This is a genomic window from Stenotrophomonas sp. OVS01A, from assembly GCF_019969775.1.
Classification (GTDB): domain Bacteria; phylum Pseudomonadota; class Gammaproteobacteria; order Xanthomonadales; family Xanthomonadaceae; genus Stenotrophomonas; species Stenotrophomonas indicatrix.
This window is the reverse complement of record NZ_JAHXYV010000002.1, coordinates 331,810-345,730: the sequence shown is the minus strand read 5'-3', so window position 1 is coordinate 345,730 and position 13,921 is coordinate 331,810. Positions and strand designations below refer to the sequence as shown.

The window sequence follows — 13,921 nt, the reverse complement described above, 5'->3', positions numbered from 1 at the left end:
CCTTTGCCGGAGGAAAAGGGATCTGACCCCTGTCCGGTCATTACGGCACTGCCGCCGTAACGATGATCTCGACCTTCCATTCGGCGTGCGCAAGCTTGGCTTCAACCGTGGCGCGGGCCGGGGTCGCGCCCTCCACCACCCACTCGTCCCACGCCTTGTTCATGCCCTCGAAATCGGCCATGTCGGCCAGGAAAATCTCCGCACGCAGCACGTGCTGGCGGTCACTGGCCACCAGCGCCAGCAGCTTGTCGATCTCGGCCAGCACCTGCCGGGTCTGGCCGGTGATGTCCTGGCTGGTGTCTTCCGGAATCTGGCCGGAAAGGTAGGCGACCTTGTTGTACACGGTCATCTCGGACATGCGCGGTCCGACGTCGTAACGCTCCATCATGGGCGTGGCTCCTGCGGGTGGTCTGGACTGCATTCTCACCCAGCCGGCGTTGGAAGTGTGTGCCCGGTGCGGCCACTGGATACCGCCACCACCAGCACAGCGGCAGCGCTGGTCAAACGGCGTGGACAGGCGCACGATGCGCCACGCCTGCGTTGACACCGCCCTCGCCCTTTCTGACGCACCCTTGCGCCGATGACCGCACCCACCGATTCCACTGCCTCCCCTTCCACACCGACCTGGAAGCGGGTCGTCACCATCGTCGTCCCGCTGCTGATCCTCGCGCTGGCCCTGCACGGGCTGGCCGGCGAATTCGACGAGCATGGCTACCGCGCCATCCGCCAGGCCTTCCGCGAGCTCAGCGCTGCGCAGATCGCGCTGACCGTGCTGCTCGGCCTGGCCAGCTACGCCTGCCTGATCGGCTTCGATGCGATCGGCCTGCGCCGCAGTGGCATCCGCGTGCACCCAGCACGGATCGGCATCACCGCCTTCCTCGCCCACACTCTGGGCCAGACCGTGGGCTTTGCCGCCCTCACCGGCGGCGCAGTGCGCCTGCGCGGCTACCGCAGCGCCGGCCTGGACCTGGCGCAGATCGGCCAGGTGGTGCTGATGAGCACGCTCGGCTTCATCTTCGGCGCGTGGCTGCTGATCGGCGTTGCGCTGTGCATGGAGCCGGCCGCTGCCGCGCTTGCGCTGCCGTTGGACCCCGGCGCGGTGCGCGTGGTCGGCATCGTCGCGCTGCTCGCCTATGCGGCCACCTTCGTCCTGGTCGGCCGCAACGGTCGCCAGTTCCGCATCTTCGGCCATGGCCTGTGGCTGCCCGACCGGCGCACCATGCTCGGGGTCACCGTGTTGAGCGTGGTTGAACTGGTCCTGGCCAGTGCCGCGTTCTATGTGCTGCTGCCCGATTCCACGCCGACCGGCCTGCCCGGTTTCGTCGGCCTGTATCTGGTGGCCGTGCTGGCCGGCCTGGTGTCGACGGTGCCGGCCGGCCTTGGCGTGTTCGAGTGGAGCCTGCTGAAGCTGCTGCCGCAGGTGGCGCCGGCTGCAGTACTGGCGGCGGCATTGATCTACCGCGTCAGCTACTACGTGCTGCCGCTGCTGCTGGCCACCGTGCTGGCCCTGGCGCCCGCGCTGCGGCAGCCGCTGCAGGCCAGCGCAGGTGCCACCCGCGCCGGCTGGTACGCGCTGCGTCCGTGGTTGCCGCAGATCATCGCGCTGGCCGCCTTCAGTGTCGGTGCCGCGCTGGTCATCGACGGCACCCTGCCCACACCGCGACGGCACCTGATCAATGCCTCGCTGCCCATCCTGGAAACCTCGCACCTGATCGGCAGCCTGGCCGGCGTCGCCCTGCTGCTGATCGGCCAGGGCCTGGCCCGCCGCAGCCACGCGGCCTGGATGCTGGCGATGGCGATCTGCGTGATCGCGCCGCTGCCGATCTGGCTGCGCGGTGGCCAACCGCTGATCGCCTTGTCGGCGTTGCTGGTGGCGATGGCGCTGTGGGCAGCACGTCGCGAGTTCTATCGCCAGGGCGCGCTGCTGGACGAAGCCTGGTCGTGGCCATGGCTGCGCAACCTCGGCCTGGTGCTGGTGGCGGTGACGTGGCTGCTGTTCTTCACTTACAGCCACGTCGAATACCAGAACGAGCTGTGGTGGCAGTTCGCCGTGTCCGGCAATGCGCCGCGCGCGCTGCGTGCACTGCTGCTGGTGGCGATGGCGCTGGTGATGTTCGGCCTGGCGCGGCTGCTGCACAGCACGCGCAGCCCGCTGCCGCCTGCCGACGACGCAACCCTGCAGGCGCTGGCACCGGTGCTGGCCGGCGCCACCGACACCCAGGCCTGCCTGGTGCTGACTGCCGACAAGGCGGTGCTGCGCGATGAGCAGCACAAGGGCTTTGTGATGATGCAGCGCTACGGCGGCTCGCTGATCGCGATGGGCGATCCGGTCGGGCCACCGGAGGTGGCGCGCGCACTGATCTGGCGCTTCCGCGAAGAAGCCGACCGTCTCGGACTGCGCCCGGTGTTCTACCAGGTGGGTGAGGCGTATTGGCAGACCTATCTCGATCTCGGCCTGGGCCTGGTCAAGCTGGGCGAAGAGGCCATGGTGCCGCTGCACGACTTCGGTCTGGAAGGCCGCGAGCGTGCCGACCTGCGGCAAGCCTGGAACCGCGGCAAGCGCGGAGGGCTGTCCTTCCGCGTAGCACCGGCGGAAGAGATCCCTGCCCTGCTGCCACGCCTGCATGCGATTTCCAACGCCTGGCTGGAGGACAAGTCAGGCGACGAGAAGGGCTTCTCGCTGGGCAGCTACGACCCGGATTATCTCGTGCGTTTCCCGATCGCCCTGGTCGAAGCTGAAGGTCGGATCGTGGCCTTTGCCAACCTGTGGCAGGCACCGGCAGGCGCCGAACTGTCGGTGGATCTGATGCGTCATGTCAGCGATGCACCGAAGGGCACGATGGATTTCCTGTTCATCGAGCTGTTCCTGTGGGGCCGCGCGCAGGGCTACGCACGGTTCTCGCTGGGCATGGCGCCGCTGTCCGGCCTGGCCCAGCACCGTCTGGCCGGTCGCTGGAACCGCCTGGCCGGCCTGCTCGCACGGCATGGCGAGCGCTTCTATGGCTTCAGCGGCCTGCGCAGGTTCAAGTCGAAGTTCGATCCGCAGTGGCGACCGCGCTACCTGGCCGCGCCCGGCGGCATGCACCTGCCGGCTGCACTGCTGGATGCCACGCGGCTGATCTCGCTGGACCCGCGACGCAACTGACGCCCCGATCCGCCGGGCATGGCCCGGCGCTACCTGATGGATCGTCCGCGCGGGTAGCGCCGGGCCATGCCCGGCGGTGGTCCCATGAGGCCGATTACACGCCGCCCTTGAGGATCACCTCGGCCAGGCGATCGTAGTCACCGCCGAAGTGATGGTCACCCGGCAACTTGACCTTGTGCACGCCGTCGTTGACCGGCAGATCGGGGCACAGCGCATCCTCGTCCTTGTCGCCGTACACGCACAGGGTCCTGGCCGCTGGCAGCTTCGCCACTTCCGGCGCGATCGGCAGGCCGCCGCCACCGCCGCCCAGCCAGTTGCTGACATGGAATTCAAAGTCGGCATTCCTGCCCACCGACAGCAGCACGATGCGCTCGAGGCCGGCGCGGGTGCCTGCATCAAGCTGGTTGATGGTGGCCGGCAGCACGTCGGCGCCCTGCGAGAAACCGATCAGCATCACCTTGTCGCGCTGCCATTGCTGGCGGTAGTGGCCGATGATCTTCTGCAGATCGACAGCGAATCCCTGCGGCGTGCGTTCGCTCCAGAAATAACGCAGCGAATCGATGCCAACCACCGCCACGCCATGTTCGGCCAGGGCGCCGGCCACGTCCTTGTCCAGGCCGGCCCAGCCGCCATCGCCGGAAACGAACACCGCCAACGTGTCACCGCTGCCCTGCGCCGGCACTTCCACTACCGGCAGCCCCTTCAGGGCATCCGGAGGCGGTGCCAGCGCGACCCCGGCCTGCGCGCCGATCACCCGCGCGGCGGCCACCAGCCCCGGTGTCGCATCGCCAGCGGCGGTGCGCTTGAATTCACGCGCCATTGCAACCTGCTGCACGAACGGGCCAGCGCTGTTGGTCGAACACCCCGGCGCGCCGGCCGCGTTCAACCACGGGAAATTCAGTTCGCTGGGCTGCAGGCGGTCGTGCTTCACGCCATCACCGCAGACCATGCGCTCGTGCACATGTGCCGGGCAGAATCCCGAGGTCAGCAGGCCGGCAAAGACCTGGGTGTCGGCCTGCGCTGCCAGCGCATAGGCCAGTTCGGCGCCTTCGCCGCTGCCGCCGACCAACGGCAGGTGATACCCCGGCAGATGCAGGAACGCCTGTACCCAACGCGAGAAATTCTCGACATCGCCCGCGCCGAACGCGCAGCTGCTGTTGCCTTCGCGCTTGAGCACGCCACGCAGGTGGGCCACATCCACCGATGCGACCAGTGCACCATCGGCGCGCAGCGCTTCAATCGGCATGCGGCTGTCATCGGCATCGGCATCGGCGCCGTCATGGAACCAGATCACCACCCGTTGCGGTGCCCCGGCCGGAACATGCACCGGCACCTGATCGAAACGTCCATGGCTGACCTGCTGCACTGACGCCACCGCTGGCACCGCCGCCAGCGCCAACACCAGTCCCATCGCCCTGCCCAGCCCTGCACGCATCGTTTCGCATCCCGTTGGAATGCGCACACGATACGCCGCTGCTGCGTGCACGGCACGTACCGGTACAGGCGCCCTGCAATCGGGCAGGTGGTTGATTCAGCGGGTGCCGGCGGCACGCCCGCGGCGATACAGCGCCAGCGCCAACCACAGCAGCCAGCCGACGATCACCGCGATCACCAGTTTCTGCCCCAGCCCACGCGGTGGGCCACCGCGCCACAGCACGTGTACCCACAGCAGCACGAAGGCCAGCCAGGCCCAGCCCCACAACAGCGCCGCACTGCCCCGCCAGCCCGGCTCGCGGCGCAGGTACCAGGCCTGCAGCAGCATGCCGACGCTGGCGCACAGGAAGGCGGTATTGGCGGCCAGGCCGTGGATCAACGGCGCCAGCAACGGCGTTGCCGCAGGCAGCCAGCTGTCACCGATGGCGACGGTCGCCAAGCCTACGGCGGCAACGCAGAACAACAACGGTGCCGCAGCGCTGCGCCGCGGCCCCACGCTGTGCCGATACAACGCGATACCGAGCACGGCGATGGCCAGTGCCAGCAGGCAGTAGGCGCTGCGTAGCGCCAGGCCCCACGGCCCATGCAGGTACAGGCTCAAGGTGGCCTTCAGCCAATCCAGATCGGCCCGCGCGAACTGCGTCCACAACGCGGTCGCCACGAACAACAGCAGTGCCACCAGCGCCAGCGTCGCGGCCGGACGCGCCCACGTCATGGGCCAGCGTCCGGATGCCGTGCCAGCCACTCAGCCAGCGCCTTGCGATAACGCTGCAGCTCCTCGGTGTACAGGTCGAGCACGCACAACGGGCAGCCACTGCCGCAGCACTCGTTGGGACCGGGTTCTTCCGGGGGCAGTGGACGGGGATCGGCAGGAGTATCGGAGACGGTCACGGCTGCAAACAACACCACGCAATGGCAGGTGGGTAGTGTAGCGGCGCGCTCAGGCGCCCAGTTGGCGGCGCAGGTTGGCTCGCGCGGCGGCATCAAGCTGCTGGTCGAAAAAGTCGCTGAGGAAGATCCGCGGCGCGCGCAGCAGCCCCTGCAGGAAGCGGCGGCGTCCGGCGCGGTACAGGAAGCCCGGCACCACGCCTTTGTACTCTTCGGCCACGCCGCGGTCATACGCGGCGAATACCTCCTCGGGTGCCGCCAGGATCGCCATGTCGCAGTCGAGGAACAGCGCCGCTTCGGCATCGACATCGGCCGGGCCCAGCTCGCCATGGCGGGCGGTGAGCAGGATCAACTGCTCGACCCGGCCGGCATCGACCGATGCCAGCTCGGGCCAGTCCGCGATCGCCTGCAGGGCCAGCGCGGCCGACCTGGCCTCGTTGTCCTTGCGGCCGGCCTGGTAAATCGCATCGTGGTACAGCACTGCCAGATAAACCTCGGCCGGCTGCTGCCAGCCCGGACCTGCAGCCACCTCCTGGCAATGCTGCAGCACCGCGCGCACATGGCCGAAGTGGTGGTAGGCGCGCGGTGGCGTCGCATAGGCATCCTGCAGAGCCTGCCAATGCGCGGGAGCGAGAGTCAGCGGGGCGAAGTCCATGCAGGGATGATCCCGCCCTTGGCACCGCCGGGCAAGCTGGCTGTTTTTTCACCAGCCACTCACATCCCGTGCCGGGCAAGGGCGCAGGGCAGTTGTCCACAGGTTTGTCGCGTGCTGGTCCACACCGGCTGTGGACGAAGCGCAGCGCTGACCGCCGGTGGATGCGGACCGCCACATGCAGGTCTACACTGGCCGCAGGCGGGAGCGCCCGCCGCTGCCGGAAACCGTCATGCGCCGTCTTGCCGCCCGATGCTTTCTCCTGTCACTGGCTGCGCTCGGCGCGCCAGCCCTGTCCGCGCAGGATGCTCCAGCCGCTGCGCCCGCCATCCCGACCATCTCCACCGTAAAGGTCACCGCCGCCAGCGTACCGACACCCGAACAGGTGCTCGCGATCCCGCCGGCGATGCGCGAGATGCTGCAGAAGCAGGTGATCAGCCGCAGCTACTCGCGCGACCAGCGCCTGCAGGCGCTGGTGGAGATGATCTTCAGCCAGCACGGCCTGGACCTGCAGTACGACGCCGATGCGACCTACACCGTCAGCGAGATCTGGCAGCACCAGCGCGCCAACTGCCTCGCCTTCACCCTGCTGTTCGTCACCCTCGCCCGTGAGGCCGGCATCCAGGCGCGCGTGCAGGAAGTCGGCCAGGTGGTGTCGTGGTACCAGGACCAGGACCAGGGCGTGGTCTACAACGTCGGGCACGTCAACGCCGGCGTGGATGTCGGTGGCCGCTACGGTACGGTCGACCTGGACCGCAACGTGCTGTACGACCGCCACGGGCCGCAACCGATTGGCCGTGAACGGGCGCTGGCGCACTACTACAACAACCGGGGCGCGGAGCAGCTGGCCGATGGCGACCTGAGCGGAGCACGTGCCTTCTTCGATGCCGCGCTGGCGCAGGACCCGGAGTTCGCCTCGACATGGAACAACATCGGCGTGCTCGACAACCGCCTGGGCGATGACCAGGCGGCCCGCACGGCGCTGGACACGGCATTGCGCCTGGACGGACGCCAGAGTGCAGCGCTGAACAACGCCAGTGCGCTCTATCGCAAGCTGGGCATGACGGCGCAGGCGGAAGCCATGCAGAAGAAGCTGCAGTCGGTGCAGCGCGAGGACCCGTTCGCGCAGTACATGCACGGTGCCCAGGCCGAACGCGCTGGCGACCTGGACAAGGCGATCACGTACTACCGGCGGGCGGTACGCCTGTACGACACCGCGCACCAGTTCCACTTCGGCTTGGCGCGGGTGTATTTCCTGACGGGCCGGCTGCAGCGTGCAGACCGCGAACTGCTGCGGGCGCAGGAACTGGGCGGATCAACGCAGCAGGCACGCTACCAGGCCAAGCTGGACAGCCTGGCCCGCTGGCGTGCGCAGCAGGCCAAGCGCTGAGGCGCGATCAGGCCTTCTTGAGGAAGCAGGTCTTCAGCACCAGGCCCTTGATCTTGTCCGAGTTGCCCTCGATGTGCTCGGCATCGTCTTCGACCAGGCGGATGTTGCGGATCACGGTGCCCTGCTTGAGCGGGATTGAGGAGCCCTTGACCTTCAGGTCCTTGATCACGGTGACGGTGTCGCCGGTCTGCAGGGTATTGCCGTTGCTGTCACGCACGACCAGGGTCGAACCGGTACCTTCTTCGGCCGTCCACTCGAAGCCGCAGTCGGCGCAGATCCACAGCGCGCCATCGGCATAGGTGTTTTCCAGGGTGCACTGCGGGCAGGCGGGAACAGAAGACATTGCAAGTACCTCAAAATGAATCAACAGCAGCCATTGTAACCGCCCGGCCTTTTCATTCATTTTCCGACGTCGGTCCGGACCGGACCTCGCCCCACCCCGCCCGAGGCAGGCACTGGAACTTGCAGCGCGCGGCAAACTCCAGCAGAGTGCGCGGCCCCTGATCGTCCCCCGGACCTCCCCATGCGCCTCGGCATCGACTTCGGTACCAGCAACTCCGCCGCCGCCATCGTGCGTGATGGGAAGCTGCTGCCGATCCGCTTCGGCGAGGCCGAGCAGTTCCGCACCAGCGTGTACTTCCCCGGCGTGGTGCCCGACCCGGACGATTTCCAGCTCGACGCCGGGCAGGAACACGAACTGCAGCAGCTGATCGACAGCGCCGCCCGTGCAGCCCGCGCCGCTGGCCAGGAGCGCACGCCGCAGGCCCTGCGCCGCGAGGCACTGCGCGCCCTGCGCCGGGAATGGATGGAGGCTCGCGCCGGAAAGGAACGCAGCGCCAGCGACCTGCTGCAGAACGCCGTCTATGGCGACGACGCGCTGGAAGCGTATTTCGAGGAGCACGAAGGCAACCTCGTGCAGAGCCCGAAGTCCATGCTCGGCTACAACCTGCACCCACGCGCGCGGCAGACCATCACCGGCATTGCCGCGCACATCCTCGAACACATCCGCTTGACCGCCAGCGCCCAGCTCGGCCAGCCGCTGCGCAGCGCCCTGCTCGGCCGCCCGGTGCAGTTCCGCAGCTCGATCGGCGAGGCCGGCAACGACCAGGCCTTGGACATCCTGCGCGAAGCGGCCGGCCAGGCTGGTTTCGACCACATCGATTTCCTTGAAGAGCCTGCCGCCGCAGCGATGCATTACCACGCTGAAAGCCGCGATCGCCATCAGGCGGTGATCGTCGATATCGGCGGCGGCACCACCGATATCGCGCACGCCGAAGTGGGCGGCAGCCAGGCCCCGCGCATCCACCGTGCCTGGGGTATTGCCCGCGGCGGCACCGATATCGACCTGGCCCTGAGCCTGTCCGGCTACATGCCGCTGTTCGGCCGCGGCATCACCCGCGTGCCCACCCACCACTACGTGGAAGCGGCCACCGTGCAGGACATGACCCGCCAGCGCGAGTTCCGCCAGCACAACTACGACAACGTCGACGCGCCGTGGGGCGCGCGCCTGCAGGCGCTGCAGGACACCGGCAACACCGCCCGCCTGTACCGCGATGTCGAGCGCGCCAAGATCGCCCTCAGCGGTGCCAGCGAACACCGCAGCACGCTGGATTACATCGCCCGCGACCTGCACGTGGACAACAGCGCCGACGGCCTGGCCGCCGCCGCCCATGGCTACCTGAGCCAGATCCGCGAACTGCTGGCCCAGGTCCGCAGCGACATCGGCGGCGACCCTGACGCGGTGTTCCTGACCGGCGGCATGTCCCGCGCCGGCTACTTGCGGCAGGCCGCTGCCGAGGCGTTCCCGGGCGCCCGGATGGTGCACGGCGAGCCCTCGCTGGGGGTCGTCCAGGGCCTCGCGCTGGCGGCAGCCAGCCGGGATTAACAAAACGTTACGCGGTCTGAGCTACCCTTGGCCGGCTAGAAAACCGCTGCACCTTCCGCTGGCCTCGCCGGTGTGTGTACCCATGGTGCAGCCTGACCCGTCCAGCGGGTCTGGCGACCATGCCCTCTGGCTCGATCATGGTCCGCGTATTACCCGAGCCGCCATCGAGACCCGCTTTGGGCACCCGCCAGGCCCCTGTGGCCGTACAACCTGACGCTGAACCAGCACCCATCGACTGCCGCCGTTGTGACGCGGTCTGTTGCCGGTTGCCGGTGCTGCTGCAGCCCGGCGACCACGTGCCTGGCCAGTTCCTGTCGCGCGATGCACACGGCCGTGCCGTGATGGCGCGCAACGAGGAAGGCTGGTGCGCGGCGATCGATCCGTATCACCTGCGCTGCACGATCTATTCGCAGCGCCCGGCGATCTGCCGCCAGTTTTCGATGGGCGGCGACGACTGCCGCCGCGAGCGGCAGGACTACCTGCGCCAGGCTGAATCCTGCGCGCTTTCCTCCCCTTCCACCTGACAGGAGCAACCATGCCCCGCAAGGCAAAGACCCCCGCGAAGGCCAGCAACAGCATCCGCAGCGAACGCAAGGGCGCATCCGCCAGCACCGTGGTCAACAGCGACTCGATCGCCTCCGACCTGGCCGCGTTCCGCAAGAGCGGTGGCAAGATTGAAGTTCTCGGTACCACCTGGGCGCTGAAGAAAGCCAGCTGACCCTCCCCCGACCGCGGCGGCGCTGCCGCCGCGGCCTGCCGGGCCGCGCTCAGCGGTCCAGGCGCACCTGCACACTACCCGAGTGCGACTGCACGCGGATATCGCCGTCGCCGCTGCCCAACCGCGCATCCAGGCTGCTGCCCGGCCCATAGCGCGGCCGCTCCACCTTGCCGGCGTCGCTGTTGATCGACCCGCTGAAGCTGTTCACTGACAGCTGCGCCGACACCGTGCGCGGCAGGCGCAGGCTGACCGAGGCACTGACCGACTCGACGTTGATGCGCCCGCCTGGTGCCAAGGCGGTCGCCGACAGGTCGATGCCTCCGGATACGGTCTCCACCACCAGGCGCTGGATGCGACCGGCATCGACGCCTACCCGGCCAGACACCGTCTGCGCCCCGATCTCACCGGAAACGCCCCCACCGGCCTCGATCCGGCCGCTGACCGTGTTCACGTCCAGCCGCGGGGTCTGCAACCGCGCAGTGACATTGCCGCTGACCGTATTGAGCACGCTGTCGCCACTACGACCGGCGGCGGCAAGGTTGCCACTGACAGTGTCGGCCTGCAGCCGCCGCACGTCCACGCCACTGATGTCCTGGTCGGCACTGACCGTGCTCAGCAGCAGCTCCACCGAGCGCGGCACGTTGAGGGTCAAGGTGGCTCCGCCATTGTTGCCGCGTCGCGGATACTCGATTTCCCAGCGCACCCGGTTGGCACTCTTTTCCTGGCGCAGCTGCAGGCCGTCGCTGAGCGTGCCGGTGAGCTGCACGTCATTGCGGTCCCAGCCGCGTACAGTCACCTTGCCAGCGACGTTGCTCAGTTCGATGCGGCCGCCTGCAGCAACATTGTGGCGTTCATCGACGCGTGTATCGGCCAGCGCCATGGCGGGCACCAGCAGCAGGGCCGCGCAGAGAGGGGAAAGGGTTCGCATCGGGGGGTCTCCTCAGGTTGTCAGACCGGAGGCGGCCTGGGCCGCCTGCCGGGTCAGTTCGAGCCGCAGCGCATAGGTCCGCTTGAGCTGTCCAAGCAGGTGCGGCGCACGCGGGTCCTGCGCCATCGCGGCGCGGATCTGTTCCGCGCTGCGATCCAGTTCATGCAGCGCGGGCTGCCACTCCGGCGCAGTGCCATCAGGCAGCGACGCCACTGCCTGCCGGTACTGTTCGGTCATCGCATCGGCCTGCAGCTGCAGGCCGCTGGGTGCAGGCAGCGACTCGGGCGCGTGCCGCCACGGCGCCACCGCGTAGAGCGCGAGGCTGGCTGCCAACGCCGCGCCAACCGGCAGCCACCAGCGTCGACGGGTGCGCAGTGGCAAGGCCACCACGTTGTCCACCGGCGCCTGCACGGCAACCGGCTCGCGGGGTGGCAACCGCGCCGACAGGCGTTCCCAGCCATCGGCCGGTGCGCTGCGTTCCGCGGGAAGGGCGCGCAGGCGCGCCAGCAGGTCGTGATCGGGGTCGTGCGTACTCATGTCATGTCTCCCAGGCGCGCGCGCAGCAGGCCACGCGCGCGATGCAGCTGTGCTTTGGAACTGCCGACCGCCATCTGCAGCTGGCCGGCGATTTCATGGTGTTTCCAGCCTTCGATATCGTGCAGCACCAAGACCGCACGCGCGCGCGGCGGCAGGGTCGCCAACGCGCGTTCCAGGTCGCGTTCGGTGCCGGCGCAGCCGTCATGCACCGCCATCTCCGGCAGCCCACCGTCCACGTCGTCCAGGCTGTCGTGGTCATGCCCGGCGGCACGACCGCGCAGTTCCATCAGCGCGGCGTTCACTCCCAACCGATGCAGCCAGGTCGACAGGCTGCTCTCGAAACGGAACCCGGGCAGTGCCTTCCATGCCTGCAGGAACGCTTCCTGCAATGCATCCTCGGCACGCGCCTGCTGCCCGCCACACAGCCGCCACAGGGTGGCAAACACCCGCGGCGCATGCTGCCGATACAGCTGTTCATAGGCAGCGGTATCGCCGGCCGCCGCTGCACGTACCAAGGCGGTTTCGTCGACGACGTCGTTGGCGGCAGGCGGCGCGGGCATGGTGGTGTCGAGCATATCCGTTGGATGCGGCCTGCCGGAAAAAGGTTTAGATCTTCCGGAGCGCTTTTCGGTTGCAACCTTTTCGCGCCTGGCTGCATCCATCACAGGTCCCCCGCAGGCCTGCCCGGCCAGGAGCCTCCCATGTCCAGCCCTTCCTGCGCCGCCCTGCTGGCGATCGCGGCCTGCATGCTGCTGCAGGCGTTCGACGTTTCCCTGCACTGGCGTGCCGAAAGCGGCCGCGCCTGCCTGCAGCAGCACAAACAGGACCTTGTCTGCCTTGCCTGGGCACAGGCGGTCGAAACGTCGACACGCGCCGGGTAACATCAAGCCCCGTTTCCGTCACACGTTGTCACCCCATGATGTTGTCGCTGAAGGACCACCTGCCCGCCTGGACCCACCCCTGGCTGCATGACATCGGGATCGCCCTGCAGATCCTGATCACCCTGCTCGCCGCCTGGCTGCTACGGGTGCTGGCGCGGCGCCTGATCCGCCGCTTCGCCGACCATTACACGCTGCCGCCGGAAATGGTGATGGGCGCGCGCCGGATCACCAGCTTCGTGGTCTATTTCAGCGCGGTGCTGTACATCCTCAGCCTGCTCGGTGCATCGCCCTCGGTGCTGTGGACGGCCTTCACCGGTTTCGCTGCGGTGGGCGCGGTGGCGTTCTTCGCGGCCTGGAGCGTGCTGTCCAACATCTTCTGCACGCTGCTGATCTTCACCACGCGACCGTTCCGCCTGCATGACTACATCGAAGTGCTGGAGAACGGCGAAAAGCCCGGGCTGAAGGGCCGGGTAATCGACGTGAACCTGATCTACACCACGCTGCAGGAAACCGGCAACGGCCACGAGGGCACGGTGCTGCAGCTGCCGAACAACCTGTTCTTCCAGCGCACGGTGCGGCGCTGGCGCGACCCGACGCAGGCGCCCGGCGGCATCCAGGGCGACGGCTGAGGGGATTGTTCGGCAGGGCTGCGCCCTGCACCCGCAGAGGCCTTCAAACCAAGGCAACGTCAACGTCAACGTCAAAAGCCGGCATTCCGTGGGATGGCGGGGCACTGTGGGTGTGCGGGGACGCCGTGAATCCATCCCTGGAGTCTTGGTCGCGGCATCCATGCCGCTCACACCCCGCAAACCCACAGCGCCCCGCCTTCGACAATTCCCGGCTGCTGTTGGTAGGTGTCGACCTTGGTCGACACGTAGATCCACGCCATGCGTGGATGCTCTTCGATCCAATATCGAAATATTGATTTCCATCGAAATTCATCCACACGTGGCGTGGATCCATGACAGATCGCGGGAACCTGTCGAAGGCGGGGTGGGTCCGGTTGCGGGAGTGTCCGCGGCATGGATGCCGCGGCCAAGCCCCCATGGATGGGTTTACGGCGTCTCCCGCAACCGGGCCCACCCCGCCATCCCACGGAATGCCGCTCTTGCTCTTGCTGTTGCTCTCAAGGTTGCCGGCCAGCGGCCGGCACTACCGCGGGTGCAGGGCCCAGCCCTGTCGAACACCCTTCACCGCAGTTGGCTGTCCTTGCTGCCCCGGCGGTTGTAGCCACTCTGCGCCTGTTCCTCTTCGTCGTGCGCCTGCTGACAGTTCACGCACAGCCGTACGCCAGGCACTGCCTGACGCCGCGCCAAGGGAATTGGCGCGTCGCATTCCTCACAGTGTTCCAGACCCGGGCCCTGGCGCAGCTGGCGCCGCGCGCGGGCAATCGCATCGTCGACGGTGGCGTCGATCTGGTCCTGGACCGCGCCATCTCCGGCCCAACCGGTAGCCATGGCCAT

Annotated in this window: 17 protein-coding genes; 7 read left to right on the top strand and 10 right to left on the bottom strand. The window is 68.1% G+C overall.

Going from position 1 to position 13,921, the window contains the following annotated elements; genetic code table 11:
* Positions 1 to 40: 40 nt before the first annotated feature.
* On the bottom strand, positions 41 to 388 hold the full coding sequence (locus LC407_RS10405) for a RidA family protein (RefSeq protein ID WP_025879081.1): 348 nt from the start codon (positions 386 to 388) through the stop codon (positions 41 to 43).
* 192 nt (positions 389 to 580) lie between these two features.
* On the opposite strand from LC407_RS10405, the gene mprF reads away from it, so the two are divergent.
* Positions 581 to 3,145: a bifunctional lysylphosphatidylglycerol flippase/synthetase MprF gene (mprF, locus tag LC407_RS10400; RefSeq protein WP_032977132.1), complete on the top strand. Its 2,565-nt coding sequence runs from the start codon at positions 581 to 583 to the stop codon at positions 3,143 to 3,145.
* 94 nt (positions 3,146 to 3,239) lie between these two features.
* Here mprF and LC407_RS10395 read toward each other — a convergent pair whose 3' ends face one another.
* The 4 genes from LC407_RS10395 to LC407_RS10380 form a co-directional block, all read right to left on the bottom strand.
* Positions 3,240 to 4,580: an AcvB/VirJ family lysyl-phosphatidylglycerol hydrolase gene (locus tag LC407_RS10395; RefSeq protein WP_317850716.1), complete on the bottom strand. Its 1,341-nt coding sequence runs from the start codon at positions 4,578 to 4,580 to the stop codon at positions 3,240 to 3,242.
* 96 nt (positions 4,581 to 4,676) lie between these two features.
* Entirely contained in the window at positions 4,677 to 5,294 is a 618-nt protein-coding gene (locus LC407_RS10390; protein WP_223482784.1) for a DUF998 domain-containing protein, read from the bottom strand.
* Positions 5,291 to 5,470 carry an oxidoreductase-like domain-containing protein gene (locus LC407_RS10385; RefSeq protein WP_032952129.1) on the bottom strand — a complete coding sequence of 60 codons (180 nt, stop codon included), beginning with the start codon at positions 5,468 to 5,470 and terminating at the stop codon, positions 5,291 to 5,293. Before LC407_RS10385 ends, LC407_RS10390 begins: the two co-directional genes overlap by 4 nt.
* 49 nt (positions 5,471 to 5,519) lie before the next feature.
* A complete protein-coding gene (locus LC407_RS10380) occupies positions 5,520 to 6,122 on the bottom strand; it encodes a hypothetical protein (protein ID WP_025879077.1) in 603 nt (200 codons plus the stop codon).
* Between the two features lie 229 nt (positions 6,123 to 6,351).
* Between LC407_RS10380 and LC407_RS10375 the strand changes: the two genes are divergently transcribed.
* Positions 6,352 to 7,509 (top strand): transglutaminase domain-containing protein, encoded by a 1,158-nt coding sequence (locus LC407_RS10375; RefSeq protein ID WP_223482783.1) that lies wholly within the window; start codon positions 6,352 to 6,354, stop codon positions 7,507 to 7,509.
* A gap of 7 nt (positions 7,510 to 7,516) precedes the next feature.
* Here the strand turns inward: LC407_RS10375 and LC407_RS10370 are convergent, their stop codons facing one another.
* The gene (locus tag LC407_RS10370) at positions 7,517 to 7,852 is read right to left on the bottom strand and encodes a zinc ribbon domain-containing protein YjdM (protein ID WP_025879075.1); all 336 of its coding nucleotides are present in this window, start codon (positions 7,850 to 7,852) and stop codon (positions 7,517 to 7,519) included.
* 180 nt (positions 7,853 to 8,032) lie between these two features.
* On the opposite strand from LC407_RS10370, the gene LC407_RS10365 reads away from it, so the two are divergent.
* The 3 genes from LC407_RS10365 to LC407_RS10355 all read left to right on the top strand — a co-directional run bounded on the left by LC407_RS10365 (position 8,033) and on the right by LC407_RS10355 (position 10,112).
* The gene (locus tag LC407_RS10365) at positions 8,033 to 9,394 is read left to right on the top strand and encodes an Hsp70 family protein (RefSeq protein ID WP_025879074.1); all 1,362 of its coding nucleotides are present in this window, start codon (positions 8,033 to 8,035) and stop codon (positions 9,392 to 9,394) included.
* A 230-nt stretch (positions 9,395 to 9,624) separates the two neighbouring features.
* Positions 9,625 to 9,918 (top strand): YkgJ family cysteine cluster protein, encoded by a 294-nt coding sequence (locus tag LC407_RS10360; RefSeq protein WP_051501656.1) that lies wholly within the window; start codon positions 9,625 to 9,627, stop codon positions 9,916 to 9,918.
* An 11-nt stretch (positions 9,919 to 9,929) separates the two neighbouring features.
* Entirely contained in the window at positions 9,930 to 10,112 is a 183-nt protein-coding gene (locus LC407_RS10355; protein WP_025879072.1) for a hypothetical protein, read from the top strand.
* Positions 10,113 to 10,161: 49 nt separating this feature from the next.
* On the opposite strand, the gene LC407_RS10350 is transcribed toward LC407_RS10355, so the two are convergent.
* Genes LC407_RS10350 through LC407_RS10340 form a run of 3 tightly spaced genes read right to left on the bottom strand, consistent with a single transcriptional unit; the run spans position 10,162 to position 12,152 of the window.
* On the bottom strand, positions 10,162 to 11,040 hold the full coding sequence (locus LC407_RS10350; RefSeq protein ID WP_140228066.1) for a DUF4097 family beta strand repeat-containing protein: 879 nt from the start codon (positions 11,038 to 11,040) through the stop codon (positions 10,162 to 10,164).
* Between the two features lie 12 nt (positions 11,041 to 11,052).
* Positions 11,053 to 11,577: a hypothetical protein gene (locus LC407_RS10345; protein WP_032977117.1), complete on the bottom strand. Its 525-nt coding sequence runs from the start codon at positions 11,575 to 11,577 to the stop codon at positions 11,053 to 11,055.
* Complete coding sequence (locus LC407_RS10340; RefSeq protein ID WP_032977116.1) at positions 11,574 to 12,152, bottom strand: RNA polymerase sigma factor; 579 nt, start codon at positions 12,150 to 12,152, stop codon at positions 11,574 to 11,576. The genes LC407_RS10345 and LC407_RS10340 overlap by 4 nt, the downstream gene beginning before the upstream one ends.
* A 126-nt stretch (positions 12,153 to 12,278) precedes the next feature.
* Between LC407_RS10340 and LC407_RS10335 the strand changes: the two genes are divergently transcribed.
* Entirely contained in the window at positions 12,279 to 12,458 is a 180-nt protein-coding gene (locus tag LC407_RS10335; protein WP_032977115.1) for a hypothetical protein, read from the top strand.
* A gap of 35 nt (positions 12,459 to 12,493) precedes the next feature.
* Complete coding sequence (locus LC407_RS10330) at positions 12,494 to 13,087, top strand: mechanosensitive ion channel family protein (protein WP_025879067.1); 594 nt, start codon at positions 12,494 to 12,496, stop codon at positions 13,085 to 13,087.
* A 561-nt stretch (positions 13,088 to 13,648) separates the two neighbouring features.
* Here LC407_RS10330 and LC407_RS10325 read toward each other — a convergent pair.
* The gene (locus tag LC407_RS10325) at positions 13,649 to 13,915 is read right to left on the bottom strand and encodes a DksA/TraR family C4-type zinc finger protein (RefSeq protein WP_025879161.1); all 267 of its coding nucleotides are present in this window, start codon (positions 13,913 to 13,915) and stop codon (positions 13,649 to 13,651) included.
* Positions 13,916 to 13,921 lie beyond the last annotated feature (6 nt).